The 25036-nt window shown below is 42.8% G+C and carries 21 protein-coding genes and 1 pseudogene; 14 read left to right on the top strand and 8 right to left on the bottom strand.

The window, feature by feature from the left end; genetic code table 11:
- Positions 1–162: 162 nt before the first annotated feature.
- From BACCOP_RS17290 to rny, 3 genes are all read left to right on the top strand, one after another.
- Positions 163–456: a hypothetical protein gene (locus tag BACCOP_RS17290; RefSeq protein ID WP_007571390.1), complete on the top strand. Its 294-nt coding sequence runs from the start codon at positions 163–165 to the stop codon at positions 454–456.
- A gap of 19 nt (positions 457–475) precedes the next feature.
- A complete protein-coding gene (locus BACCOP_RS17295; protein ID WP_007571391.1) occupies positions 476–775 on the top strand; it encodes a cell division protein ZapA in 300 nt (99 codons plus the stop codon).
- Between the two features lie 108 nt (positions 776–883).
- On the top strand, positions 884–2419 hold the full coding sequence (gene rny, locus BACCOP_RS17300; RefSeq protein WP_007571392.1) for a ribonuclease Y: 1536 nt from the start codon (positions 884–886) through the stop codon (positions 2417–2419).
- A gap of 344 nt (positions 2420–2763) precedes the next feature.
- Here rny and BACCOP_RS17305 read toward each other — a convergent pair whose 3' ends face one another.
- Positions 2764–3609, bottom strand: coding sequence for a patatin-like phospholipase family protein (locus tag BACCOP_RS17305; protein WP_040312216.1), 846 nt, complete (start codon positions 3607–3609; stop codon positions 2764–2766).
- A gap of 121 nt (positions 3610–3730) precedes the next feature.
- Here BACCOP_RS17305 and BACCOP_RS17310 point away from each other — a divergent pair, with 121 nt between their 5' ends.
- The 5 genes from BACCOP_RS17310 to BACCOP_RS17330 all read left to right on the top strand — a co-directional run bounded on the left by BACCOP_RS17310 (position 3731) and on the right by BACCOP_RS17330 (position 11392).
- Complete coding sequence (locus BACCOP_RS17310) at positions 3731–5125, top strand: aminopeptidase P family protein (RefSeq protein ID WP_007571398.1); 1395 nt, start codon at positions 3731–3733, stop codon at positions 5123–5125.
- A 37-nt stretch (positions 5126–5162) separates the two neighbouring features.
- Positions 5163–6359, top strand: coding sequence for a C1 family peptidase (locus BACCOP_RS17315; RefSeq protein ID WP_007571399.1), 1197 nt, complete (start codon positions 5163–5165; stop codon positions 6357–6359).
- A gap of 169 nt (positions 6360–6528) precedes the next feature.
- On the top strand, positions 6529–8247 hold the full coding sequence (gene recJ / locus BACCOP_RS17320; RefSeq protein ID WP_007571403.1) for a single-stranded-DNA-specific exonuclease RecJ: 1719 nt from the start codon (positions 6529–6531) through the stop codon (positions 8245–8247).
- 102 nt (positions 8248–8349) lie between these two features.
- Complete coding sequence (locus BACCOP_RS17325; protein WP_007571405.1) at positions 8350–10245, top strand: RecQ family ATP-dependent DNA helicase; 1896 nt, start codon at positions 8350–8352, stop codon at positions 10243–10245.
- A gap of 43 nt (positions 10246–10288) precedes the next feature.
- A complete protein-coding gene (locus BACCOP_RS17330; RefSeq protein ID WP_007571407.1) occupies positions 10289–11392 on the top strand; it encodes a linear amide C-N hydrolase in 1104 nt (367 codons plus the stop codon).
- Here BACCOP_RS17330 and BACCOP_RS17335 read toward each other — a convergent pair.
- Genes BACCOP_RS17335 through BACCOP_RS17345 form a run of 3 tightly spaced genes read right to left on the bottom strand, consistent with a single transcriptional unit; the run spans position 11343 to position 15174 of the window.
- Positions 11343–12731, bottom strand: coding sequence for a VWA domain-containing protein (locus tag BACCOP_RS17335; protein ID WP_040312217.1), 1389 nt, complete (start codon positions 12729–12731; stop codon positions 11343–11345). The genes BACCOP_RS17330 and BACCOP_RS17335 overlap by 50 nt on opposite strands.
- A complete protein-coding gene (locus tag BACCOP_RS17340; RefSeq protein ID WP_007571411.1) occupies positions 12646–14283 on the bottom strand; it encodes an AAA family ATPase in 1638 nt (545 codons plus the stop codon). The genes BACCOP_RS17335 and BACCOP_RS17340 overlap by 86 nt, the downstream gene beginning before the upstream one ends.
- Positions 14284–14286: 3 nt before the next feature.
- A complete protein-coding gene (locus BACCOP_RS17345) occupies positions 14287–15174 on the bottom strand; it encodes a DMT family transporter (RefSeq protein ID WP_007571413.1) in 888 nt (295 codons plus the stop codon).
- Between BACCOP_RS17345 and BACCOP_RS17350 the strand changes: the two genes are divergently transcribed.
- The 3 genes from BACCOP_RS17350 (at position 15148) to BACCOP_RS17365 (ending at position 17814) form a co-directional block, all read left to right on the top strand.
- The gene (locus tag BACCOP_RS17350) at positions 15148–15648 is read left to right on the top strand and encodes a hypothetical protein (protein ID WP_007571415.1); all 501 of its coding nucleotides are present in this window, start codon (positions 15148–15150) and stop codon (positions 15646–15648) included. The genes BACCOP_RS17345 and BACCOP_RS17350 overlap by 27 nt on opposite strands.
- A 385-nt stretch (positions 15649–16033) precedes the next feature.
- Entirely contained in the window at positions 16034–16603 is a 570-nt protein-coding gene (locus tag BACCOP_RS17360; RefSeq protein ID WP_007571419.1) for a Crp/Fnr family transcriptional regulator, read from the top strand.
- Positions 16604–16674: 71 nt separating this feature from the next.
- The gene (locus BACCOP_RS17365) at positions 16675–17814 is read left to right on the top strand and encodes an acyltransferase (RefSeq protein WP_040312230.1); all 1140 of its coding nucleotides are present in this window, start codon (positions 16675–16677) and stop codon (positions 17812–17814) included.
- A 58-nt stretch (positions 17815–17872) separates the two neighbouring features.
- Here the strand turns inward: BACCOP_RS17365 and BACCOP_RS17370 are convergent, their stop codons facing one another.
- Together BACCOP_RS17370 and BACCOP_RS17375 are read right to left on the bottom strand one after the other, a co-directional pair.
- Positions 17873–18475, bottom strand: coding sequence for a hypothetical protein (locus BACCOP_RS17370; protein ID WP_007571423.1), 603 nt, complete (start codon positions 18473–18475; stop codon positions 17873–17875).
- Positions 18460–18975, bottom strand: a complete 516-nt coding sequence (locus BACCOP_RS17375) for an NAD(P)H-dependent oxidoreductase (RefSeq protein WP_007571426.1) — start codon at positions 18973–18975, stop codon at positions 18460–18462. The genes BACCOP_RS17370 and BACCOP_RS17375 overlap by 16 nt, the downstream gene beginning before the upstream one ends.
- A 275-nt stretch (positions 18976–19250) precedes the next feature.
- On the opposite strand from BACCOP_RS17375, the pseudogene BACCOP_RS17380 reads away from it, so the two are divergent.
- A pseudogene (locus BACCOP_RS17380) lies at positions 19251–19829 on the top strand (helix-turn-helix domain-containing protein).
- Positions 19830–19842: 13 nt separating this feature from the next.
- Positions 19843–21495: an AMP-binding protein gene (locus tag BACCOP_RS17385; protein ID WP_007571431.1), complete on the top strand. Its 1653-nt coding sequence runs from the start codon at positions 19843–19845 to the stop codon at positions 21493–21495.
- A gap of 108 nt (positions 21496–21603) precedes the next feature.
- Here BACCOP_RS17385 and BACCOP_RS17390 read toward each other — a convergent pair whose 3' ends face one another.
- A complete protein-coding gene (locus BACCOP_RS17390) occupies positions 21604–22308 on the bottom strand; it encodes a TapB family protein (RefSeq protein WP_007571433.1) in 705 nt (234 codons plus the stop codon).
- A 126-nt stretch (positions 22309–22434) separates the two neighbouring features.
- On the opposite strand from BACCOP_RS17390, the gene BACCOP_RS17395 reads away from it, so the two are divergent.
- The gene (locus tag BACCOP_RS17395) at positions 22435–23385 is read left to right on the top strand and encodes a tetratricopeptide repeat protein (RefSeq protein WP_007571435.1); all 951 of its coding nucleotides are present in this window, start codon (positions 22435–22437) and stop codon (positions 23383–23385) included.
- A 263-nt stretch (positions 23386–23648) separates the two neighbouring features.
- On the opposite strand, the gene BACCOP_RS17400 is transcribed toward BACCOP_RS17395, so the two are convergent.
- Positions 23649–24818, bottom strand: a complete 1170-nt coding sequence (locus BACCOP_RS17400; RefSeq protein WP_007571437.1) for a MalY/PatB family protein — start codon at positions 24816–24818, stop codon at positions 23649–23651.
- Positions 24819–25036: the final 218 nt, after the last annotated feature.

The raw sequence follows: 25036 nt of genomic DNA on the forward strand, positions 1-25036 counted from the left end.
ATACATCCAATTCTTTTAACAACAAAAAAGTGTCAACATTCTGATTCCACCCGAAAATTTGCCCAATATCCCTTAAATTTTATCCTATTTAAAAGAAAATATGAGCAAAAATTTTTGTGTTTCTCTTCAATCCACTATATTTGTATACAATTTTGGTACAAAATGACGGAAGAAGACAAAAAGCTATTGAATACTTTCGAAGGGAAACTGAGGCATTTTATGTATTTATATGAAGAACAACAAAAAGAAAATGCATCTCTCCGTCAACTTCTTGCTGAAAAAGAAGTTGAAATAGCCGAACTTCAAAATAGCCGAAAAGAATTGGAAGCCATGTATACCAATTTAAAAACAGCTCGCATAATCAGTATCAACGACAATGAACTCCGAGATACCAAACAACGATTGGCGAAGCTTGTGCGTGAAGTCGACAAATGTATCGCTTTGCTGAATGAATAATTAAAACGGTGAAAAGAGCATGACGGACGACCAAATGAAAATACATCTGCTGATTGACAACGAACGATATCCGCTCATCATTAAACGTGAAGAGGAACAACTATATCGGGATGCAGCCAAACAGATTGATTATAAACTAAACAAATACCGCAATAAGTTCCCTAATTTCAATACTGAGAAGTATTGGGTTATGACAGCCCTGGAGCTGGCTTTTGAAAATATGTCTATGAAAGACCGTAATGATACCACGCCTTATCTGGAAAAGCTGAAACAACTGGAACAAGATATAGACGAGTGTATCGGTAAAAAGAGTGAGTAAGCGTTTAGTAAACGAAAGATAGAAAACATTTGCGCACAAGCTTGACGTCAGGAAAACAACCTGACAGAAAGTTTGTGCGTTTTTTATTTATATTTTAAACTACTTATAATGTTGACATTAGTAATATTAACGGTTATCGCCTTTCTGATTGGAGGGGCACTTTCATATTGCTTTTTCAAGTATGGCTTGAAAGCGCGATATGATAAAATTATAAAGGAAGCGGAAACAGAAGCTGAGGTTATAAAGAAAAACAAACTTCTGGAAGTAAAAGAGAAATTCCTGAATAAAAAGGCTGATCTGGAAAAGGAAGTTGCTCTTCGTAATCAAAAAATTCAACAGGCAGAAAACAAGCTGAAACAGCGCGAAATGGTGCTGAACCAGAAAAATGAAGAGTTGCAGCGTAAACGCAACGAGAATGAAGCCATCAAGGAAAATCTGGACGCACAGCTGGTTATCATTGAAAAGAAGAAGGAAGAATTAGATCAGTTACAATCACAGGAACGTGAGAAACTGGAAGCACTTTCAGGACTTTCTGCTGAAGAAGCAAAGGAACGTCTGGTAGAATCGTTGAAGGAAGAAGCCAAAACTCAGGCTCAATCTTACATCAATGACATTATGGATGATGCTAAGCTTACAGCAAACCGTGAAGCTAAACGCATCGTTATCCAATCTATCCAGCGAGTTGCTACAGAAACTGCTATTGAAAACTCTGTAACGGTATTCCATATCGAATCAGATGAAATAAAAGGACGTATCATTGGTCGTGAAGGCCGTAACATCCGCGCGCTGGAAGCAGCAACCGGAGTAGAAATCGTTGTAGACGACACACCTGAAGCAATCGTATTGTCTGCATTCGACCCTGTCCGCCGTGAAATTGCACGTCTAGCCTTACATCAGTTGGTTACCGACGGACGTATTCATCCGGCACGCATCGAAGAAGTTGTTGCAAAAGTGCGTAAGCAAGTAGAAGATGAAATCATCGAAACAGGTAAACGTACTACAATCGACTTGGGTATTCATGGCCTGCATCCTGAACTGATCCGTATCATCGGTAAGATGAAATATCGTTCTTCTTATGGACAGAATCTGTTGCAGCATGCACGCGAAACAGCCAACCTGTGTGCTGTCATGGCTTCGGAACTGGGACTTAATCCGAAAAAAGCTAAACGTGCCGGATTGTTGCACGATATAGGTAAAGTACCTGATGAAGAACCAGAATTGCCACACGCACTGCTTGGTATGAAGCTGGCTGAAAAATATAAGGAAAAACCAGATATCTGCAATGCTATCGGAGCTCACCACGATGAAATAGAAATGACCAGCTTGCTGGCCCCTATCGTACAGGTATGTGATGCTATCTCTGGTGCACGTCCGGGAGCACGCCGCGAAATCGTAGAGGCTTACATCAAACGTTTGAACGATTTGGAACAGCTTGCAATGTCTTATCCGGGTGTTACAAAAACTTACGCTATTCAGGCAGGTCGCGAGTTGCGCGTAATCGTCGGTGCAGACAAGATAGACGACAAACAAACAGAAAGCTTGTCTACTGAAATAGCTAAGAAGATTCAGGATGAAATGACTTATCCGGGACAGGTTAAGATTACAGTTATCCGTGAAACTCGTGCGGTTAGCTTCGCAAAATAAACAGCAAATAACCGAAAATGAAAATAAACTCCGGTTCTGTCAAACCGGAGTCGACAATAAAAACAAGTGCGGCAGCCTTCCTCTATTGGAAAGCTGCCGTACTTGTTTTTGAGCTACCAAAAGCTGTTTTCTAATTTCATTTCTGCTCTGATTGGGAAAGATTGAAAACTACTTTTAAAATTTCAAATATGCTTTTTTTACTTTTATATCCTTTGCAAGAAAATAAGCACGTAAAAAAGGGAATGGTAGACATCCTACATGAAGGAAAGCTGGTATCAAAAACCCTCTTAATTTCCGACAAAGAACATCAGTATTGATACACTATAAAAAGCCTATACAGTTTTTTACAAGAACTGCCCCATGACTTTTTCTGCGCATGCATAACCTTCTTCATACAGACTGGTCAACTTCTTGATATCCTTCTCTATACGGTTGACAACAACCCGTTGTTCGGGACGGATTGCAATGATCCGACCTTCATCCTCCATCCGTTCAATCATTTCCAACTGTTGATTATAAACCTGACAACGCCGGCTTAACACAACGCGCAACCTTGGATAACGTGTATAAATAAACCGTGGTACCCGAATATCCTTCTCCGATTTACGATACCCTCTGTTCCGTGTCAATACGACGACATTGCGTTCATATCCCTGTTCTATGGCACGCAGTACAGGTATCGAATCGACTATTCCTCCGTCCAACATCGGACGTCCGTCGACATACGTAATGGGACAAACATAAGGCAAGCTGCTCGAAGCTTTTGCTATCGCCAGCAGGCGCTCTTTATCTTTCTTTTCTTCCAGGTAACAGGGACGTCCTGTCACACAGTTTGTTGTAACCATTTCAAACCGTGCCGGATTTTCATAATATGCCTGATAGTCGTACGGAAGCAATTCTTCTGGAAAAATCTCGTACAATAGTTTTTGGTCTAGTATGCTATGCTGATACCACAAATACTTCAACCCGATATAATGATACTTTGCCATCATATCGATATTGCTATATTTGGCACGTCCACGCTGATGCGACATGTAAGAAAGTCCGTTACATGCTCCAGCCGAAACACCGATACCATATGGAAACTCGATATGATGATCCATGAAATAGTCTAATACTCCGCAGGTAAAAACCCCACGCATGCCTCCTCCTTCAAGAACAAGGCCCATATTCTTCAAATCTAGTTTCATAACATACAATAGTTTAGTTTCACAAAGATACATTTTTTAGGAAAATGGTTAGGACATAATTCAATTTAATTTCCTACTTTTGCAACACTTATTACAATAATTTCACTTTAACAATTACAATATGTTCGAATCATCAGTATACCGCAATCGCCGTAAGGCACTTAGAGAGAAAGTCAGTAGTGGTATTATCCTGATACTGGGAAACAATGAAGCCCCTGCCAATTATCCCGATAATACATATAAATTCCGTCAAGACAGCTCGTTCCTCTATTTCTTCGGACATTCACATCCCGGATATGCAGGAGTGCTGGACGTTGATGCTGAGGAAGATTATTTCTTCGGCGATGACGTAACGATGGACGACATTATCTGGATGGGTCCTCAGCCTAGTGTAAAGGAACTGGGAGAACGTGTAGGAGTGAAAAAAAGTTTTCCGTTTGCACGACTGAAAGAAGTAGTAGGAAAGGCCATATCACAACGACGCAAGATTCACTTCCTGCCTCCTTACCGCTACGACAACATGATGCTTCTGGAAGATTTGACCGGAATCCGTGCTTCCATGACCAGACAACATGCTTCATTGGAGCTGATAAAGGCTGTAGTAAGCCTGCGCTCAGTAAAAGAAGCATGCGAAATTGAGGAAATAGATAAAGCCTGCAACATCGGTTACGAAATGCATACGGCTGCCATGCGCCTGTGCAAACCGGGAGTTTCGGAACAATATATTGCCGGCATACTGGATGGTATTGCTGCATCATACGGAAATATGGTATCGTTTGCCACTATCCTTTCACAGAACGGACAGACACTTCACAATCATGACCACAGCCAGATTCTTCAGACAGGCCGTCTGATGCTGACTGATGCAGGTGCAGAAAGCGTTACCAACTACTGTTCCGACCATACCCGAACCATACCTGTAGGCGGTAAATTTACTGACCGCCAACGTGACGTATACAGCATCGTACTGGCATGCCACGACCGTGCTTTGGAACTGGCTCGCCCGGGAGTTACTTACAAGTCTGTCCATCTGGATGTCTGCAAGGTGCTGGCGCAGGGATTGAAAGATCTTGGATTGATGAAAGGCAATGTAGATGATGCCGTAGCAGCAGGAGCTCATGCGCTGTTCATGCCTCACGGTCTGGGACATATGATGGGAATTGACGTTCACGACATGGAAGATTTAGGACAGTGCTACGTGGGTTACGACGATGAAACTCGTCCTTCCGATCAGTTCGGACTGGCTTCTTTGCGTATGGGACGTCGTTTGCAGGAAGGCTTTGTCATCACAGACGAACCGGGATGCTATTTCATTCCGGCACTGATCGACAAATGGAGAGCAGAAAATATTAATACTGAATACCTGAATTTCGATGCTATAGACAAGTTCAAGGATTTCGGTGGCATCCGTCTGGAAGATGATATTCTGATTACTCCGGAAGGTTCACGCTTTACTGGCGACAAGCGTATTCCTATTACCATCGAAGAAGTGGAAAAGATTATGAATGAACAATAATAAATAAACAAATAATAATTTAACCCTAAAAGAAACAATGAATAAACTTGTTGCGATTTTAGCTTTGGGTGTATGCTTCAGCAATGTATATGCTAAAGGCCCCAAAAAGAACAAAGCTGAAGAAGAAGGCTTTGTGTTTACAACTGTAAAGGAAAACCCTATCACTTCTATCAAAGACCAAAACCAGTCAAGCACTTGCTGGTCGTTCTCAACACTGGGATTCCTCGAAGCAGAACTGTTGCGTGCAGGAAAGGGAGAATTCGATTTGTCTGAAATGTTTGTTGTACACAAAACAATGGAAGACCGTGCTGTAAACTATGTACGCTATCACGGTGACGCTTCTTTCTCTCCGGGTGGAAGCTTCGAAGATATCGTAGTTTGCTACGAAAAATATGGTATGGTTCCTCAGGAAGCTATGCCGGGTATCATGTACGGCGATTCACTTCCTAACCATAACGAACTGGATGCTGTAGCTTCAGGTTATATGAACGCTATCGCTAAAGGCGGATTGAAAAAGCTGTCTCCGGTTTGGAAAAACGGTATCAAGTCTATTTATGACACATACTTGGGAGAATGCCCGAAAGAATTTACTTACAAAGGTAAGACTTATACTCCGAGAACATTTGCCGATGAAGTATTGGGTCTGAACATGGACGACTATGTTTCACTGACATCTTACTCTCATCATCCGTTCTACACTCAGTTCAATATCGAAGTACAAGACAACTGGCGTAATGCACTTTCGTACAACTTGCCTATCGACGAACTGATGTCTGTTATGGAAAATGCAATCAACACCGGCTATACTTTCGCATGGGGTGCTGATGTAAGTGAACAAGGCTTTACTCGTGATGGTGTAGCTGTATGTCCGGATGCAGAAAAAGGCGCTGAACTGACAGGCTCTGATATGGCACGTTGGTTAGGTATGAGCCAGGCAGACAAACGTAAAGAACTGACAAGCAAACCACTTCCTGAAATCACTGTAACTCAGGAAATGCGTCAGGAAGCTTTCGACAACTGGGAAACTACCGATGACCACGGAATGGTTATCTACGGTATTGCAAAAGACCAGAACGGAAAAGAATACTTCATGGTAAAAAATTCATGGGGAACTGAAGGCAAGTACAAAGGTATCTGGTATGCATCAAAAGCATTTGCTGCTTACAAGACTATGAATATTTTGGTAAACAAGCATGCCATTCCTGCTGACATAGCTAAAAAATTGGGATTATAATTAGTTAATATAGACCAATTATAAATAATTAAGCGGCTAATCTCCGAAAATAAATAGGAGATTAGCCGTTTTTTTCTTTCTTTTTTTCTAATTTTACAGATTGAATAACTAGGGTAAAAAAGCTTTTTGCCCGTGTCTGAAAAAGAAAAGAAAGAAAAAATATATATAAATGAATTACAAATGGAATTATCAACCTCCGACACTAGAACAGCGGGAAGCAGCTAGAGCACTGGCTAAAGATATAGGAATCAGCCCTATATTATGCCGGCTTCTCTTGGAAAGAGGAATAACCTCTACTGCCGAGGCCAAACAATTTTTCCGCCCTCAGCTCAACGAACTGCATGATCCGTTCCTTATGAAGGACATGAGCATTGCAGTAGAACGACTGAACAAGGCTATGGGACGGAAAGAACGTATCATGGTGTATGGAGATTACGATGTAGACGGTACTACAGCAGTCGCATTGGTTTATAAATTCCTTCAACAGTTCTATTCGAACATCGACTACTACATCCCCGACCGTTACAACGAAGGGTATGGAGTATCGAAGAAGGGAGTGGATTATGCTGCCGAAACAGGCGTAAAGCTTATTATTGTATTAGACTGCGGTATCAAAGCCGTGGAAGAGATTACGTATGCCAAGGAAAAAGGCATCGACTTTATTATTTGCGACCATCATGTACCAGATGATGTGTTGCCGCCTGCTGTTGCCATATTGAACCCTAAGCGGTTTGATTCAACTTATCCGTACGATCACCTCTCAGGATGCGGTGTCGGATTTAAGTTCATGCAGGCTTTTGCCATCAATAATGGAATCGAGTTTCATCAGCTCACCCCACTGCTCGATTTGGTTGCAGTAAGTATCGCCTCGGACATCGTACCTATAATGGGAGAAAACCGCGTGCTTGCCTATCATGGGCTGCGTCAACTCAATTCTAATCCCAGTATCGGGCTGAAAGCCATCATCGATGTTTGTGGTTTGTCCGAACGGGAAATCACGATGAGCGATATTGTCTTTAAAATAGGTCCCCGCATCAATGCATCCGGACGCATACAAAACGGGAAGAAGGCAGTCGATTTGCTGATTGAGAAAGACTTTCAGGCAGCACTCGAAAAGAGTAACCAGATAAACCAGTTCAATGAAACTCGCAAAGACCTGGACAAAAGCATGACCGAAGAAGCGAATAAGATTGTAGATCATCTGGAGAAACTGTCTGAACGCCGCTCCATCGTCATCTACAATGAAGCTTGGCACAAAGGAGTTATCGGTATCGTAGCTTCCCGATTGACGGAAATCTATTACCGTCCGGCTGTCGTTCTGACGCGTACAGATAATCTGGCAACAGGTTCTGCACGATCGGTTTCAGGCTTCGATGTGTATAAAGCAATCGAACATTGCCGTGACTTGCTGGAAAACTTCGGAGGACATACGTATGCTGCGGGACTTTCCATGAAGATTGAGAACGTACCGGAGTTTACACGACGCTTCGAGCAATATGTAACCGATCATATCTTGCCGGAACAGACCAGTGCGACGATAGACATCGATGCCCAACTGGATTTCCGCGACATCACACCGAAGTTTTTCTTCGATTTGAAGAAGTTTAATCCCTTCGGTCCGGATAATCCGAAACCCGTCTTCTCAACGCTGAATGTTTACGACTATGGAACAAGCAAGGTGGTGGGACGCGATCAGGAACACATCAAGCTGGAACTGGTGGACAACAAATCGAATAACGTGATGAACGGCATCGCTTTCGGACAAAGTTCGCAAGCACGCTACATCAAGACCAAGCAATCGTTCAATATCTGTTATACGATTGAAGAAAATACGCACAAACGTGGAGAAATCCAATTACAGATAGAAGACATAAAACCTTCTTTCTAAACAATACATAATGATGAATGAAGAACGGAAACTGATGCAGTAAGTTCTTTCATTCATCATTATTCTTTCAAGACTTTCATTTATAACTTCTCATTCAACACCGTGGACTATAAAAGCATACTGAAACAATATTGGGGATACGACAGTTTTCGAGGTATCCAGGAAGATATCATCAACAGTATAGGCAGCGGACGAGATACACTCGGACTGATGCCTACGGGAGGAGGAAAGTCTATTACCTTCCAAGTGCCTGCCCTCGCCCAACCTGGATTATGCCTGGTTGTCACCCCTCTTATTGCCCTGATGAAAGACCAGGTACGCAATCTGCGCGACCGGGGAATAAAATCAATAGCTGTCTATTCGGGTATGACGCGTGAAGAAATTGTCGTGGCACTGGAAAACTGCATCTTCGGCGATTATAAGTTTCTCTATATTTCGCCCGAACGACTGGACACGGAAATTTTCCAGACCAAGCTGAAAAGCATGAAGGTAAGCATGATTACCGTCGACGAATCACACTGTATATCTCAGTGGGGATATGATTTCCGTCCAGCCTACCTCAAGATCTCAGAAATCAGAAAACTGCTTCCAGGAGTACCAGTGCTTGCTCTTACAGCTACAGCCACGCCCGAAGTGGTAAAAGACATTCAGAAACGACTGGATTTCAGAGAAGAGAATGTTTTCCGGATGAGTTTTGAACGGAAAAATCTTGCCTATATCGTCCGCCGCACAGAAAACAAGGCTGAAGAACTTCTTCACATCCTGACCAGTGTACAAGGTTCAGCCATTGTATATACGCGCAACCGTAAAAAGACAAAAGAAGTATCTCAATATCTGAATGAACAAGGTATTACTGCAACGTTCTATCATGCCGGACTGAACAATGATACCAAAGACCAGCGTCAGAAGGGGTGGATAAACGGAGAGTTCAGAGTCATGGTAGCAACCAACGCATTCGGTATGGGTATTGACAAGCCCGATGTACGACTGGTGGTACACATCGATTTTCCCGATTCTCCCGAAGCATATTTTCAGGAAGCGGGACGCGCCGGACGTGACGGACAGAAATCGTATGCGGTACTGCTATACGCACGAAGTGATAAAACCTTATTGAACAAACGCATAGCCGATACTTTTCCAGAAAAGGAATACATCCGTCAGGTTTATGAGCACATCAATTATTATTATCAGATGGCAATGGGCGACGGACTTGGCTGTACGTATGCGTTTAATATAGATGAGTTCTGCCAGAATTTCAAGCATTTTCCTATCCGGGTAGACAGTGCGCTGAAGATTCTTACCCGGGCGGGATATCTGGAATATACCGACGAACAGGATAATGCCTCACGCCTGATGTTCACACTGCGGCGTGATGAACTGTATCGCATCCAGGAAAATAATCCTGACACAGAGAATCTGATTCGCATCATTCTGCGTTCGTACACCGGTCTGTTCAGCGACTATGCCTATATCAATGAAGAAACGCTTGCATTAAGAAGCGGACTTTCCCGTCAGCAGGTGTATGAAACACTGGTACTGCTCACCAAACGGCACATTTTGCATTATATTCCGGGGAAGAAAACACCCTACATCATATATACACGCGAACGCCAGGAAAGTGAACGTATCGTACTGAACCGAGATGTTTACGAGGACCGGAAAGCCAGTTATGAGCAGCGAATCAAGGCCATGCTGGAATATGCCGATGCTGAAAACAAATGCCGGAGCCGCATACTTTTACAGTATTTTGGCGAGAAAAACGAACACAACTGCGGATTGTGCGATGCCTGTCTGGCGAAACACTCCTCGGGACTGAAACATGGAGAATTTGAAGACATACGCAACCAGATAATGGACATTCTGCAATCACCGTGCTCCTCCCACGATCTGCTGGAAGCTCTTCCGGGAGATAAAGAAAAAAATACAAAAGCCTTATCATACCTACTTGCAGAAGAAGTGATCGGACAGGAACACGGGAAACTATATATCTGCAAATGAACATATTTCTAATACCGATTGTTATATAAGAAAAACACTGAATATGAAATCTAAATTATCAATTTTACTGCTTGGCATAGCTGGTTGGTTTGCATCACAACCTGCAAATGCCTGTACAGGCATCACACTGAAAAGCAAAGACGGAACTACAATCGTTGCACGTACCATCGAATGGGGCGGAAGCAACCTGAACAGCCAGTATGTTATTGTTCCAAGAGGATATACGGCACAGTCGTACACTCCTGAAGGAATCAACGGAATGAAGTTTACGACACGATATGGTTATGTAGGACTTGCCGTAGAACAAAAGGAATTTATCGCTGAAGGCGTAAACGAAGCCGGACTGTCTGCCGGACTGTTCTACTTCCCGTCTTATGGAAAATACGAAGACTACAATGCTTCGGAAAAAGAAAATACAATCTCCGACCTTCAACTTGTTTCGTGGATACTGGGTAACTGTGCTACGCTGGATGAAGTGAAAGAAGCGGTAAAGAGTGTACATGTAGTCAACATCGACCCGCGTTCGTCTACTGTTCATTGGCGGTTTACCGATGCAGAAGGCAAACAGCTAGTGTTGGAAATTACAGAACAGACTCCGCATTTCTTCGAAAATACATTGGGAGTGCTGACCAACTCTCCGGGCTTTGAATGGCAGCTTACCAACCTGAACAATTATGTGAATCTCTTCCCGGGAACAGCTCCGGCACAAGATCTGGGAACTACTCCATTGAAATCGTTCGGAGCAGGAAGTGGATTCCTGGGCATACCGGGTGACGTAACTCCTCCTTCACGTTTCGTACGTGCGGCTTTCTATCAGTCGACTGCCCCACTGCAGGATTCTGCCGAGAAAACAGTGCTTCAGGGCTTTCAGATTCTGAACAACTTCGATATTCCGGTAGGCATTGAATTCCCATTGGGAAAAGTTCCTGCCGACATTCCAAGCGCTACACAGTGGACATCGGCTACCGATATGACAAACCGGACTATCTATTACCGAACCATGTACAACAGTGCGATACGAAGCATCGACTTGCGGACCATTGATTTTGCTAAAGTGAAATACCAGGCCATCCCGCTGGACAACGTCAGCCAGCAGCCTATCGAGCAGATAAAGGTATCTCCATCTCCCAAGTCCGGTCGCAAATAGAAAGATAATCCATTTCGGGACGACTCCCGAAAACCAAAGCATAGAACGAGGTATCTCTATGCTTTACCCCCATAATCTGTTTCATTAACTCATCCCCCACGGGTGGCATCTCGAAATCGGAAATCATTACTACATCCGAGCGATGCCACCCGTTTGTTTGTATCAAACGGACAGCTTCTTTTAATGCCGGAACCATATTGGTTCCTCCGTCGAAACGATAATTCAGGAAATCTGCCAATAAAGGAAAATCTGCACGCAAGTCCTTTATCAGCATGCAGTGGATATCTTCGGCAAAATTAATTACATAGCATTTGCGATGCGTGCCGTCTACCAACTTAGCCACAGCCAGCAGAGCCGACTTTGCCAGTATCTCACGCTTCCCTTGCATAGAGCCTGACGTATCCAGACAAACCACAAACGGTCCCTGTCCGCTTACTGGCTTTCTGCCTTTTTGAAGCACCGAACTGTCTTCTGCCGACCGACTGTCGAACACCTGCAAACGCTTCTCTACGAACTTCTGCATGAATACCGGACGAAGTACCTCATCCGTCAGATAACAATATTCTACCGGAAGCAGATGATTCAAATCGTTTCCCAATGTTATACCCTCGATATCGCTGCGTACAGCATGACGTACCAGTTGCTCTTCGCGTACTCCTCCCAACGGATCGAAGCTACGTTTCTCACCCTTACAGTGCTTTCCTAACACCCGCACCAGTTCACGAATGTGGCGATTCTGCTCCATAGCCTTCTCATAAGGCACGATACGCCGGTAAAGTTCCGGACGGTTCAACAACAACCATCTGACGCGCGAACCTGTCACATCGGCAACCGTTTTCAGTCCGTTCTGCTTGTCGAGCAAAACAAATCCTTCACACAACGACCCGATGTGATGATACTGATAATCGTATTCCTTGGTTGTGAGCAAGCGATGCCATTTATCCAGAAAAAGTTCCTGCAGGAGCTTCCGTTCGGGACTGAGCAAAGGCAGACGCTCCAGCCGCTCAATATAGTAAGCAACATCAAGCTCTGCAAGCGAATAACGTTTCCGGAAAGCTGCCTGCATACGATAAAGAAAATCCAGAAAATCAGACGGAAGCAACTGTTCATGCTCGTAAAACACCTCCCATTCGGGCGTATAACGTGAATAAAACTCCTGCAACGAAGGAGCTGTCTTCCGGTAATAACCCCACACCGTTTCCTCCAGTTCACCGGGAAGCACCGTACCACGCTGTAAAGCTTCGCCCAGGCAATCAAAGCACCTGCGCCGAAGCTCCTCCAAATAAATCGTTTTCAGATCCTTGATCCGGATACTCCTCGTTCTCTTTTCGGTACGCATGTTTCAGTTCATCAAGTTCATTCTTATATTTTGCCAGCGAATCCTGCTGCACACGCAACATCTCTTCCATCGTCCGGCGCTGTCTGTCGCCCAAGAACAGATGATTGCGGCAATACTCCATCTCTGCTTCGAAAAACTCCCTCGTTCCGGCATCCACCCGCGAAAGAAGCTCTTCCAGTTCTCGGAAACGAGCGTTTAAATCGCTTTCCGGACGCACTTCAATTGCCGGAAGCGGTTCCGCATCGGGATTACAGCGCAAAGGATATTCATAATTGTTGATAAATACCGAACGTCTTCCCTTACGGAGAGAATAGATTTTGTTCTGAGGAATCTTCCCGCGCATGGAAAGATCGTACTTCTTCAGGATAAAGCACTGCGATTTATATTTGTCTTTATGCAAGTAGAAGAGTTTCCCCGTATCATCGAGCGACTGGAAGTCGGAAGCAAACATCAGCAGACGTCCTGCCAGCCGTACCCGCTCTATCTGGTAATAATACGAATCTACCAGTGTCAGTCCGGGATCGTGATTTTCACGTACCGTACCTTCTGCCATCAGTTCCTCCTTCAGTGCCTGCAACTCACGGTCCACTCCCTGCAAGTTCAGCAGATAACCTTCAGCACTCTGCCGTATCGCTCCGGCAAGCATTTCTTCTGTTATATTCTTCTGTGTCACATCACTCCACAAGCAATGTGCCAGCAGCAGACAGTCCGACAGGCGAACAGCTTCCGAACCGTTCAGGAAAGCCGACGTACGAAGCAGTTTGACAATCTTTTTCCAACGGCGGTCGGACACATACAGAGGAAGCTCCGCAGATTCTTCGTTCTGCAAACGACGGTTGTACTCCTCCATCTTTTCCTTCAGCAGATGGATGACTTCGAAAATGGAATAATGCAAGGTTATGCCCGCTATCTGCTGCTGCCATCCGGCATACTCCTCGTCACCGATGGCTAGTTCCTCCGGCACACATGGCTCACTCTCATCGGCAGAAGCAATCATCCGGTCGAAATCGGACAAATCTTCCACTCCCGTCACCATAACACGCAACAGAAAACGGTCCCACAAAGCCTCCAGTCCCTGTCCTACCGCCGGCAACTCATTCGATGCTGCTACCAGTCCCTTGAGCGGAAGCTGCATCGTCAATCGTCCGTTGCGGAAAATTTTCTCATTGATAGCCGTCAGCAATACATTCTGAATAGCAGGTCCCGCCTTCCAGATTTCATCCAGAAACACCACCGTAGCCGAAGGCAGATAGCCCTCGGTGACACGTTCGTACGTATCGCCTTCCTTTAGCTTTGAAATAGAAACCGGTCCGAAGATTTCATCGGGCGTACTGAAACGCGACATCAGATACTCGAAAGCCTCTCCCCGGCGGAAAGCCAGTTTCAGCCGGCGTGCCACCATACTCTTTGCCACTCCCGGAGGTCCCAGCAAGAAAATACTCTCACCTGCCACAGCCGATAACAACGACAGTGCAATAACATGCTCCTTGCCGAACACACGCTCGTTCAGCTGCTGCAACAACTGTTGTATGCGCAATCTCAAATCGTCCATGCTTTACGGTTTTAATTGATTTCTCTTTGCCTGCCAAACTACTCTTCCCGTCTGCATCACGACAGACAGAAAAATCAGTCCCAGTCCGGTATAGAAACTGAAATTCAGATCTTTCGCCTCACGGAAAATAATCATAGCCAGAATAATGCTGTAAATAGGCTCCAGATTGTAAGTCAGATTAAACGTAAACGCTGAAATCTTCTTCAACACCTGTATCTGAAGAATGTACAGCAAGACGGTACAAACCGAAGCGAACAGCAGCAAATAGCCGAAATCAGTAGCCGAAGGCAATATGGTTGGTACAGGAAAGAAATACAAATATACAGGAAGCATACAGGTCAGTCCCGCAAAACCTCCTCCCATTTCATACAGCAAGGTAGTGCCCGACGGATAACCCGAAGCCACTTTCTTGTTGCAGATGGTAAACAGGGAAGCCAGCGCCGACGACACGACTCCCATCAGTATACCCGCACGGTAACGGGTGTCGAAGTGAAAGATAAGCACAATGCCCGCCACTCCTACCAGACTGAACAATATCTCACTTGCCGATATCCGATGCCGGTTGATTACCGGATCGAACAAAGCTGTGAAAAAGCTCATCAGCGACAGACAGACCACTCCGATGGATACGTTCGACGCCTTGATACTGCCATAGAAAAACAGCCAGTGAACGGCAAGCAACAGTCCCACCGAAGCAACACGCAATGCATCGCGGGCAGGAAGTTTCCGCAGTTTCTTCAGCAGAAAAAGTACGATATAAAACAATACACCAGCCAAAAGCATCCGATACCACACCAGCAGTCCTTCATTTAATGTAATCAGTCGACCGAAAATACCTGTACCTCCGGCTATGAGTACCGAGAGATGAAGTTTGATAAAAGCCTCTTTCATTCGTTTTATTTTTTCGGCGCAAAGGTACAAAACAATTTTGTAGCACGAGAAGCGAACGCTACAAAAAGACATGGCATTAGAATTAACAAAAAGACAGAAAAATACCGCTTACATAAACAAGTAAGGGCAAAACTTCCCAACCAACTGACAAGCCTCAGTGACAAAATCCTTCTTCTACACGAGGGAAAGACTATTCTATCGAAAAACAAAACCCTTCGAACAACCTTTTTAACAGGTAAACGGCAGTATCTGACAGATATTCCCGCAAAAAGTAAAGGATTTTCCCGCGGAAACAGACAGACTTTCCTGCGGAAAAAGAAAAAGAAGCCCACAGCCCGAAAAGCTTTTGTACAACTTTTCTCAAAACATCGGGATATTTTACTAAAGCCATCGAGATGTTTTGAAAAAACATGCTCTGAAAAGAATGAAAAGCTCTCTGTAAACAGCCTGAAACAGCCAGATGCTCCTTTGTAACCATCAGCAACAGACTATCATTTTTCTTGCTATTTCGCCCGATACTACCGAATATTTCTGCCACGCATACTTTACAAAGCAAAAACACGACTTTACCTCCATTCTTCTGACATTCGGGAAATTACCGGCTTCACACCGCTGCGTTTTTTACACCGCCCCTCACCTGTTGCTCGAAAGAAGCGATTCTCAGAGACGTGGATTGACAGTTTGTCAAATCAGTCTCAAACTTTATAAAGCTCTACTCATTACCCCATTTCACATATGTATGAAAGTTATACTTATTTCTCTTTGTAAATTTAAGATTTTCTTACTAACTTACCATTTCAGTTTATATTACATGGGATTTACATTATTCATTCTTGTTTTTGGAAAATACAGCTTGTAAATGGAAATAGACAATATAAGAAATAGCATAAAAAAATACTACCCTGTCACAGACAAATCTATAGATCTGTTATCCAAACATTTTAAAGCACATAATTTTCCAGCGAAGCATCTGATAATAAGAGGGGGAGTCATTGACAGAAATGTTTATTTTATAGAAAAAGGATTAACCAGATCCTATTGTATCGTTGACGGAAATGAACATACAACTTGGTTTTCAAAAGAAGGAGACATAACCTTTGGTCTACTTTGTCTATATCACAACAAAGCCGGATTTGAATTTGTTGAAACAGTTGAACCGACCCTAGCATATTCCATACCCATAAATATATTGAATGAATTATATGATACCAATATCGAAATAGCCAATTGGGGAAGAGTTATTCATCAGGAGTGTCTACTTTCATTGCAGTGTGTAAGAATAGACAATCTAACAATGACTGCCAAAGAAAGGTATCAAATGCTTCTGAAAACATTTCCAGATATTTGCCAAAGGGTCAATTTAGGATATATTGCATCTTTTCTTGGCATTTCAATATCTACCTTAAGCAGAATCAGAGCAGGAAAATAAGTATTTAAAAGAATTTTGACCTATGTCAAAAAATGTATTTTTCATTGTGGCTACTTTTGTATCAAAAAAATATGAAAGTTGCATCAATTGAAAAAGATAACAAGCGTATTATATGGCTTGATTTTGTAAAGTTTATCGCTATCTCCATGATGATAGCGGTACATTGTACTGATAATGTTACTCCAACAGAACGATCTGAAGCATGGTATAACCTCTGGGGAAGTTTTTATGGTTCATTTATGCGTCCTGCCATACCTTTGTTTGTAATGGTTACAGGAGCATTGCTTCTGCCTGTAAAAGAGAATATTTCTACATTTTATACCAAACGTCTGACAAGACTCGTTATTCCTTTTATCGTCTGGTCAGTTCTTTATAATCTATTTCCCTGGATTACCGGATTGTTGGGACTTTCTCCTACAATCATTAATGACTTCTTTGCCTGGGCAGAACCAGATCAGTCTTTTTCTGGAGCGTTACATAATATACTGATGATACCTTTCAATTTTTCGATGCTGGCTGTACAGATGTGGTATGTTTATCTTTTAATAGGACTATATCTTTATATGCCATTTTTTTCGGCATGGGTCAAACAAGCATCGGTTAAAGAACAAAAAATATTTCTTACTCTGTGGTTCATTTCTCTTTTTATTCCTTATCTGAGGGAATACCTGACAAAAGACCTTTGGGGTACATGTTCCTGGAATGAATTTGGACTTTTATATTATTTTGCCGGTTTTAATGGATATCTGCTATTAGGTTATTATATCAAAAACAATGATATAAATTTTAGCTGGGGGAAACTTGCCGTTATTGGAATACCTTCATTTATCATTGGTTATTGTATTACTTTTCTAGGATTTAAATCTATTACAGCAATTCCCGGACAACCGGCAGAACTTGTTGAACTATTCTTTACATATTGCTCTCCCAATGTATTGCTAATGACGCTTCCTATCTTTCTTGTTATCAAAAAAAATCATTTTAAATCTGTAACTATCAGACGATTTGCTATTAATATTTCTACATGCACATTGGGAATCTGGATGTCTCACTATCTGTTTCTTGGTCCTTGTTATATGCTTGTAGAGTTTTTACCCTTGCATACGATACTAAAAATGATTGTATGTACAATATTGTTGTTATCTATAACTTGGGGATTTGTTTATGTAATCAGAAAATCAGGTAAAATAGGTAAATGGATAATGGGATAACAAGAAAAATTCCATTCAGAGATACCGTAAAGCTGTTTCCTTCCGGCACAAAGTAACCCTACTCAATCTTCATGCTCTGCATCTGCTCTTTGGTTATTCCAAAACGCTTGCCGTACTGTATCCAGTAACGTGTGGAAGCCCAGATAAACAAACGCTTATTCAGCGGCATGGTAGCTTGTATGTTACAATATTTACCGTTATCGACAGATTTTGCCAGTTTCCTGATTGCCCTCACAGCTATGTAACGGAACGGAGTGCCGAGTATCGCCTCTCCACTTCCCAAAGCCAACACAGATCCTGTGCGATAACCGTTTTTCCGACAAAAAAAACGGAGCATTTCCAAGGCAATATCGTTTTGGTGGTATTCCAGAAAACCGCAATTTATCAGAACTGATACAACAGGCTTCCGCTCCGGTGGGTTGACTTCCAGATACTTCAGGAAATTCAGTAACCCCACTGGAAGCGAATCGGCATAAAGCGGAAAGACCAACAGTACATCGGAATACTCTGACATTTTCTGACACAGTGCGGCATGGTTGGTCTTCAATATATTGAAACAATCCGACGGTAACTTACAAGCGGTGGAGAATATTTCAGCATATCGTCTGGAATTGGATTTCGGAGCTCGCGGACTACCGTTAAGAATCAGTACTTTTCCCATTTTTCTACAATATCTTTTACCACATCGTTCAACATAGCTTCGGTTGTAAACCTTACTTCATAACTCTCAAAGTTCATATTGGCTGCATTGCGGGCAACCAGCTTTCTGAATAGCTTCTTTTCTTCGGACGAAATATCGCCGTAAGCAAGAATAGTAGCTTTCTTCGGCATTACGGCACGCTGCACGTGATGGGTTTCTCCCTTGTAAATGCGTATAAATGCCTGCTGTACAAGAATGGCACGCTCCAGCATGGTCTTCATCACACTGTCATATCCGCCATAGCAGAGCCGGCTGACATACAGAACAGTGTCGCTGGCAGCTATACAGGGATATACCCAGGTAGCGTCGTCACGAATCACGCATTTGCCCGGTGTTTTTGTCCAACATCCAAAGCATCCCACACAGTTCGCTATCCGCAAGGATGACAAATCAATGTATTTCACCGCCTCATCTTTCAAGAAACTCAGGTCGACAGGGCGGTCGGTCATTATCAGTTTCATATTTTATCTGTTCAAATTTAAACGAAGCTCAGCCATCTTTGAAAATATGCAAAGCTTATAAAATACACACAACACGATTTCGACCAAGGTTCACAAACCATTTTCCGTATATGTTTTTTTTTGAAAATATTAGCAAGCTCGGCAACTTTAGCAAAAAAGCTGGATAACCTTTTTATACATCCATGGCATGAGTATTATAAAACTTTACTATATTTGCCCAAATCTGATTCATTGAAAGCCACATAACGGCTTTTCATCGTAAAAAACACTATACTATGGATAGAACCAACGTTATTGGAGAAAAAGTAAAAAGCCTTAGAACAGCAAAAGAAATAAGTCTGGAAGAACTGGCAGACCGTACAGGACTTGCCGTAGAACAAATCACACGTATCGAGGAAAATATTGACATTCCTTCGCTCGCTCCGCTTGTAAAGCTGGCGCGTGCACTGGGAGTACGTCTGGGCACTTTCCTCGACGACTAGCCTGATGAAGCGGGTCCTGTAGTATGCCGACGCGGAGATGCTGACGATACCATCAGCTTCTCTAACAATGCACTCGATGCGCGTCAGCACTTACATTATCATTCACTGTCGCGCAGCAAGACCGACCGACACATGGAACCGTTTATCGTCGACATCGATGCAAACGGAAATAATGAATTCCATCTGTCTGCTCACGAGGGAGAAGAGTTTATCATGGTACTGAAAGGCACACTGGAAATCAATTATGGTAAATACACGTATCTGCTGGAAGAAGGTGATACGATTTATTACGATTCCATCGTACCTCATCATGTACATGCTTTCGAAGGACAGGAAGCTCGTATCCTGGCTGTAATCTATACTCCTATTTAAACCGCTACCTATTATGATACAATTATCGGAAAGAACACTGGGTGACTGGCTGGAGCACTGGGCCAAGGAAACACCCGATAAAGAGTATATCGTATACTCCGACCGTAACCTGCGGTTTACATGGAGTCAGTTCAACCGACGTGTGGACAATATGGCTAAGGGATTGCTTGCCATCGGTATCACACACGGCACACACGTGGGTATATGGGCGAGAAACGTACCCGACTGGCTGACGTTTCTTTATGCCTGTGCCAAAATTGGTGCTGTAGCAGTTACGGTTAACACAAACTACAAACAGGCTGAGCTGGAGTACTTGTGCGAAAACTCGGACATGCATACGCTATGTATCGTCGATGGGGAAAAGGACAGCAGTTTTGTAGATATGACTTACCGGATGCTTCCCGAGCTGAAGACTTTCGAACGCGGGCACATGAAGAGTAAACGGTTCCCGCACATGCGCAATGTCATCTACATCGGACAGGAAAAATACCGTGGCATGTACAACACAGCCGAAATCCTTCTGTTGGGAAACAACATAGACGATACCGTACTCGACGAAGCAAAGAAAAAAGTCAATTGCCACGATACGGTAAACATGCAATATACTTCAGGTACAACGGGATTCCCGAAAGGAGTAATGCTTACGCATTATAACATAGCCAACAACGGATTTCTTACGGGAGAACACATGAAGTTCACTTCCGCCGACAAGCTTTGTGTATGTGTACCGTTATTCCACTGCTTTGGTGTGGTACTTGCTACGATGAACTGTCTTACACATGGTTGTACACAAGTTATGACGGAACGTTTCGATCCGTTGCTGGTACTGGCTTCCATTCACAAGGAACGCTGTACGGCACTTTACGGAGTACCTACCATGTTTATAGCGGAACTCAACCACCCGATGTTCGACATGTTCGACCTTTCATGCCTGCGTACAGGTATTATGGCTGGTTCTCTCTGCCCGGTAGAACTGATGAAACAGGTGGAAGAGAAAATGTTCATGAAGGTAACCAGTGTATACGGACTGACAGAAGCTTCTCCGGGTATGACACACAGCCGTATCGACGATCCGCAGGAGGTGCGTTTTACTACAGTCGGTCATGATTTTGAATTTACGGAAGTGAAGGTTATCGACCCAGAAACAGGAGAGGAATGTCCTCCAGGCGTACAAGGGGAAATGTGTAACCGCGGATATAATACCATGAAAGGATATTATAGGAATCCGGAAGCTACTGCGGAAGTGATAGACAAAAACGGTTTCCTGCATTCGGGCGACTTGGGTATCAAGGACGAAAACGGCAACTATCGCATTACGGGACGTATCAAAGACATGATTATCCGTGGAGGAGAAAACATTTATCCGCGCGAAATAGAAGAGTTCCTTTATCAGATGCCTGGCATAAAGGATGTTCAGGTAGCGGGTGTACCGTCGAAGAAATACGGTGAAGCTGTAGGTGCATTCATCATTCTGCACGAAGGATGCACAATGAACGAATATGATGTACGTGAGTTTTGCGAAGGAAAGATAGCCCGATACAAGATTCCGAAATACATTTTCTTTGTAAAGGAATTCCCGATGACAGGAAGTGGCAAAATCCAGAAGTTCAAACTGAAAGATTTAAGCCTGGAACTTTGCAAGCAACAAGGTATAGAAATTATCTGATACACAGGTATCAATAAAAAGATCGCACCCGTATTCCTAAGTCGAGAAATCAGAATATCGGGTGCTTTCTTAGAAAGACAAGTATTATTAATGAAATATTAATTCAGATCACTTCACTATTTTTACCAAGATAGTTTTTCCATCAGGTTCTCCCTTGGTATTATAGCTTTCTGATTTTACCAGTCCGATACCTTCGGCATACCATTCTGTTACACGTACGGTTTCGGTCTTCAGAACGATTTTTGTACGCTTCAGGTATGAAATCTTAATACAATCAAACTTACCGGCAGTCGTACTGACTTTCTCTTCACCCATATAAGCTGCACCAGATATATTTATCTCATTCTTCAGCATATTGAAGATCAGCGAATAAGTACGGTCTGGAATCGACTCGCCTGCACTGGCGTGCTTTTTGATAGTAAATGAATTATCACCTTTCAGTTTCAGCTCTTCAGCCATAGCCTGACGGGCCTTCGAATCGTATTTGGCAGGATCTGAATCAGATTTTATATAAGGACCATACATCAAATCTTCCTGGCAGGTAGTAACATTACCATCGTAATTCCAGTTATAAAGTGTATAGCTGGTATTATTCTTGGTCTTATTAGTTACTATTTTGGCAAGATACTGAGCACTTTCTCCTGAAGCATTCTTTACGACATTGTATACCGTAACCGTTTCGTTCGACAGGCTTTGTCCTGCCTCATCATAATTTACATAATGTAATTCCGTACCCTGAGTAGTACAGAAGTATTGTGCCTGCATGGTATGACATGCCAGCAGAGCAACAATGACCAACAGCATTTTTTTCATAACTTATCTTTTTTATTTCACTGTATTATTCGGTTGCAAACATACTAATTTCTTTTCAGCAAACATATCCATTAAGTTAATTTTCTCGTTATCTTTGCAACACATTAACATAAAAGAGATAAAATTATGGGCTTATTATCATCCTTGTTCGGTGGAGGAAAGCCGAACGAAGACCAACAGGCAAAACAGGAAAAGAAAAATTTCGAGATTCTGAAATATGATGGTATCCGCGCACGCAATATGCGCCAGCTTCCCTATGCTATAAAATGTTTTGAGCAGGCAATAGCGCTGAATGATGAACCTGAAACGCTGCAACTGCTTGCCAATGCGTATATAGAAGCCGGACGTACAGACGATGCCCGTATTACACTAGACCGCCTGGTTGATAAAACGCCCGACAATATACAGGCTCTGCTTGCTCTGGCAAGTATCTGTTATATGCAAGAAGATTATGAAAGTATGGATGATGCTTGTCAGAAAGCTATAAAGCTTGACGAAACCAGTGCTCCGGCTTACTATCTTGCAGCAAAGGCTGCACGAGGCATGAAAAATGACCTGCAGGCTATTGTGATGCTGACCAAGGCCATCATGCAAAACGAAGAATATAAAGAGGCTTATCTGCTTCGTGCCGAAGTCCTCTGGGATATGCGTCAGGCTAAAGATGCCATGAGCGATCTGAATAAAGTTCTTTCAGTTTCACCTGATGAAGAGGATGCTTTACTACTTAAAGGAAGAATACACGCAGCACTTGGTCAGGTAGAAGAAGCTCAATCATGTTTCAACCAGGTATTGGAAGTAAATCCGTTCAACGAAAAAGCCTATTTGCTTAAAGGTGAAATGTTAATGGAACAGAAAGAATTCGACCAGGCTATAGAGTTCTATACAGAAGCCATCGAACTAATGCCTCAAAACGCAGTGCTCTATCAGGAAAGAGGACGCATCCGACTGTTAAAAGGTGATAAGGAAGGTTCCATAGAAGATATGAAAAAAGCTATTGAGCTAAATCCGGACAACGAGAAGCTGATTACCGGAAATTATGATAACCTCAAGCAAAACTCTGCTCCGGGAATTTATTAATATGCTACTTTTTAAATAAGACAAAGGGAAAACGTCAACAAAATTGATAAAACTGCAATTGTCAATTGCCTCAATATAGAAGAATATAATCCACTGATTTATTTAAGAAGTCTGGAATTATAATATTTTCAAACGAAAAAGAGTCGTATCAAACTACATGATAAAAAGTTTGATACGACTCTTTAGTTCATAAGAACGAAATTTTCTATTAAAAATTCACATTTCTTAAAAATGTTTTTTTTATATAGCTTTCATATCTATAATTACAACTCATCATAAGCCTCTTTCAACTGCTTCATTGCCTGTTCAAGTACAGAACGCGGACATCCGACATTCATTCTCATAAATCCCGTACCCTCTTTTCCAAAAGTCGTACCACTGTTCAGAGCTAAATGCGCATGAGATACAAAAAAATCTTCAAGCTGCTGCTGTGGCAGATTCAACTCCCGACAGTCAAGCCATACCAGATACGAAGCCATCGGAAGCATTGCCTTAATCTTAGGCATATAAGTTTTCAGGTAATGATCCAAATAATCAATATTACCTTGTATATAAGCCAGACATTGTTCCAGCCACTCTGTTCCATTAGAATATGCAGCCTCTACTGCCGGAAAGGCAAAAACATGACCTCCGCCAAACTCACAGCTTTCCATATAAGTAGTAAACCGTTTGTGGAGTCCCTCATTATAGATAATAGCATGCGAAGCAGCTACTCCTGGCATATTAAATGCCTTACTAGGAGCCATGAACGTAACGGAATTATTCTTTGCACGCTCGGAAATCATGGCAAAAGGAACATGATGACGAGGTGGCAACGTCAGATCGGCATGAATTTCATCCGAAAAGACAATCACATTATCTTCAGCACATATGTCTGCAATCGCCTTCAGCTCATCGTGTGTCCAGACCACACCGCCCGGATTGTGAGGATTACATAATATAAACACACGTACCCCTTTTATCTCTTTGCGGAACAAATCCAAGTCCATGCGATACGTTCCATTTTCCAGTATCAACGGACACTCTACCACTCTTCGGTCATTACGAGTTACCAGCCACGAAAAAGGATGATAAACAGGAGGCATAATCATTATTTTATCTCCCGGATGAGTAAAGGCATTGATTGCCATTCCCAACCCCGGCACAATGCCCGGCACGTAAGTAATCTGTTCTTTTCTTACCTTCATACCATAACGGGAATCTACCCAGTTGATAACGGCCTGATAATAGCTATCAGGTTTGCAGGTATAGCCCAGCACAGGATGCTCACAACGCTTGCGGATTGCATCAATCACAAACGGTGGAGTTGCAAAATCCATATCGGCTACCCACATCGGAATAAGATCGTCCCTACCCCATATACTCTTCATTCCTTCAACTTTTTCAGCACCCGTTCCCCGACGGTCTATCAGTTCATCAAAATTATAATTCATGGTGATATTATGTTTTAATTAGCGAGTTTGTTCTAACACAAATTTAATCGAATATGTCGTGTAAAGAAAATATTTAAAGAAAAAGTTCATAAAACTATTGTTTTTTCAAGAAAAGTATTACATTTGCAACCGTAATGATAACAAAATAACAGAACAAAAATGAAAACATTTGCGACATACTTCTTCTTTTACTTTTTTTACTTTTACTTTAGCAATGA

Origin of the sequence: Phocaeicola coprocola DSM 17136, assembly GCF_000154845.1 — a bacterium.
GTDB classification, from domain to species: Bacteria; Bacteroidota; Bacteroidia; order Bacteroidales; family Bacteroidaceae; genus Phocaeicola; species Phocaeicola coprocola.

Coding starts and splice junctions, on each gene's coding strand:
- recJ (WP_007571403.1), top strand. CDS start 6,529: ATGAATTACAAATGGAATTATCAACCTCCGACACTAGAACAGCGGGAA.
- BACCOP_RS17370 (WP_007571423.1), bottom strand. CDS start 18,475: ATGGGAAAAGTACTGATTCTTAACGGTAGTCCGCGAGCTCCGAAATCC.
- BACCOP_RS17305 (WP_040312216.1), bottom strand. CDS start 3,609: ATGAAACTAGATTTGAAGAATATGGGCCTTGTTCTTGAAGGAGGAGGC.
- BACCOP_RS17295 (WP_007571391.1), top strand. CDS start 476: ATGACGGACGACCAAATGAAAATACATCTGCTGATTGACAACGAACGA.
- BACCOP_RS17375 (WP_007571426.1), bottom strand. CDS start 18,975: ATGAAACTGATAATGACCGACCGCCCTGTCGACCTGAGTTTCTTGAAA.
- BACCOP_RS17390 (WP_007571433.1), bottom strand. CDS start 22,308: ATGAAAAAAATGCTGTTGGTCATTGTTGCTCTGCTGGCATGTCATACC.
- BACCOP_RS17290 (WP_007571390.1), top strand. CDS start 163: ATGACGGAAGAAGACAAAAAGCTATTGAATACTTTCGAAGGGAAACTG.
- BACCOP_RS17335 (WP_040312217.1), bottom strand. CDS start 12,731: ATGCGTACCGAAAAGAGAACGAGGAGTATCCGGATCAAGGATCTGAAA.
- BACCOP_RS17340 (WP_007571411.1), bottom strand. CDS start 14,283: ATGGACGATTTGAGATTGCGCATACAACAGTTGTTGCAGCAGCTGAAC.
- BACCOP_RS17400 (WP_007571437.1), bottom strand. CDS start 24,818: ATGAATTATAATTTTGATGAACTGATAGACCGTCGGGGAACGGGTGCT.
- BACCOP_RS17395 (WP_007571435.1), top strand. CDS start 22,435: ATGGGCTTATTATCATCCTTGTTCGGTGGAGGAAAGCCGAACGAAGAC.
- BACCOP_RS17315 (WP_007571399.1), top strand. CDS start 5,163: ATGAATAAACTTGTTGCGATTTTAGCTTTGGGTGTATGCTTCAGCAAT.
- BACCOP_RS17385 (WP_007571431.1), top strand. CDS start 19,843: ATGATACAATTATCGGAAAGAACACTGGGTGACTGGCTGGAGCACTGG.
- BACCOP_RS17310 (WP_007571398.1), top strand. CDS start 3,731: ATGTTCGAATCATCAGTATACCGCAATCGCCGTAAGGCACTTAGAGAG.
- BACCOP_RS17350 (WP_007571415.1), top strand. CDS start 15,148: ATGAAGTTTGATAAAAGCCTCTTTCATTCGTTTTATTTTTTCGGCGCA.
- BACCOP_RS17345 (WP_007571413.1), bottom strand. CDS start 15,174: ATGAAAGAGGCTTTTATCAAACTTCATCTCTCGGTACTCATAGCCGGA.
- BACCOP_RS17360 (WP_007571419.1), top strand. CDS start 16,034: ATGGAAATAGACAATATAAGAAATAGCATAAAAAAATACTACCCTGTC.
- rny (WP_007571392.1), top strand. CDS start 884: ATGTTGACATTAGTAATATTAACGGTTATCGCCTTTCTGATTGGAGGG.
- BACCOP_RS17330 (WP_007571407.1), top strand. CDS start 10,289: ATGAAATCTAAATTATCAATTTTACTGCTTGGCATAGCTGGTTGGTTT.
- BACCOP_RS17365 (WP_040312230.1), top strand. CDS start 16,675: ATGAAAGTTGCATCAATTGAAAAAGATAACAAGCGTATTATATGGCTT.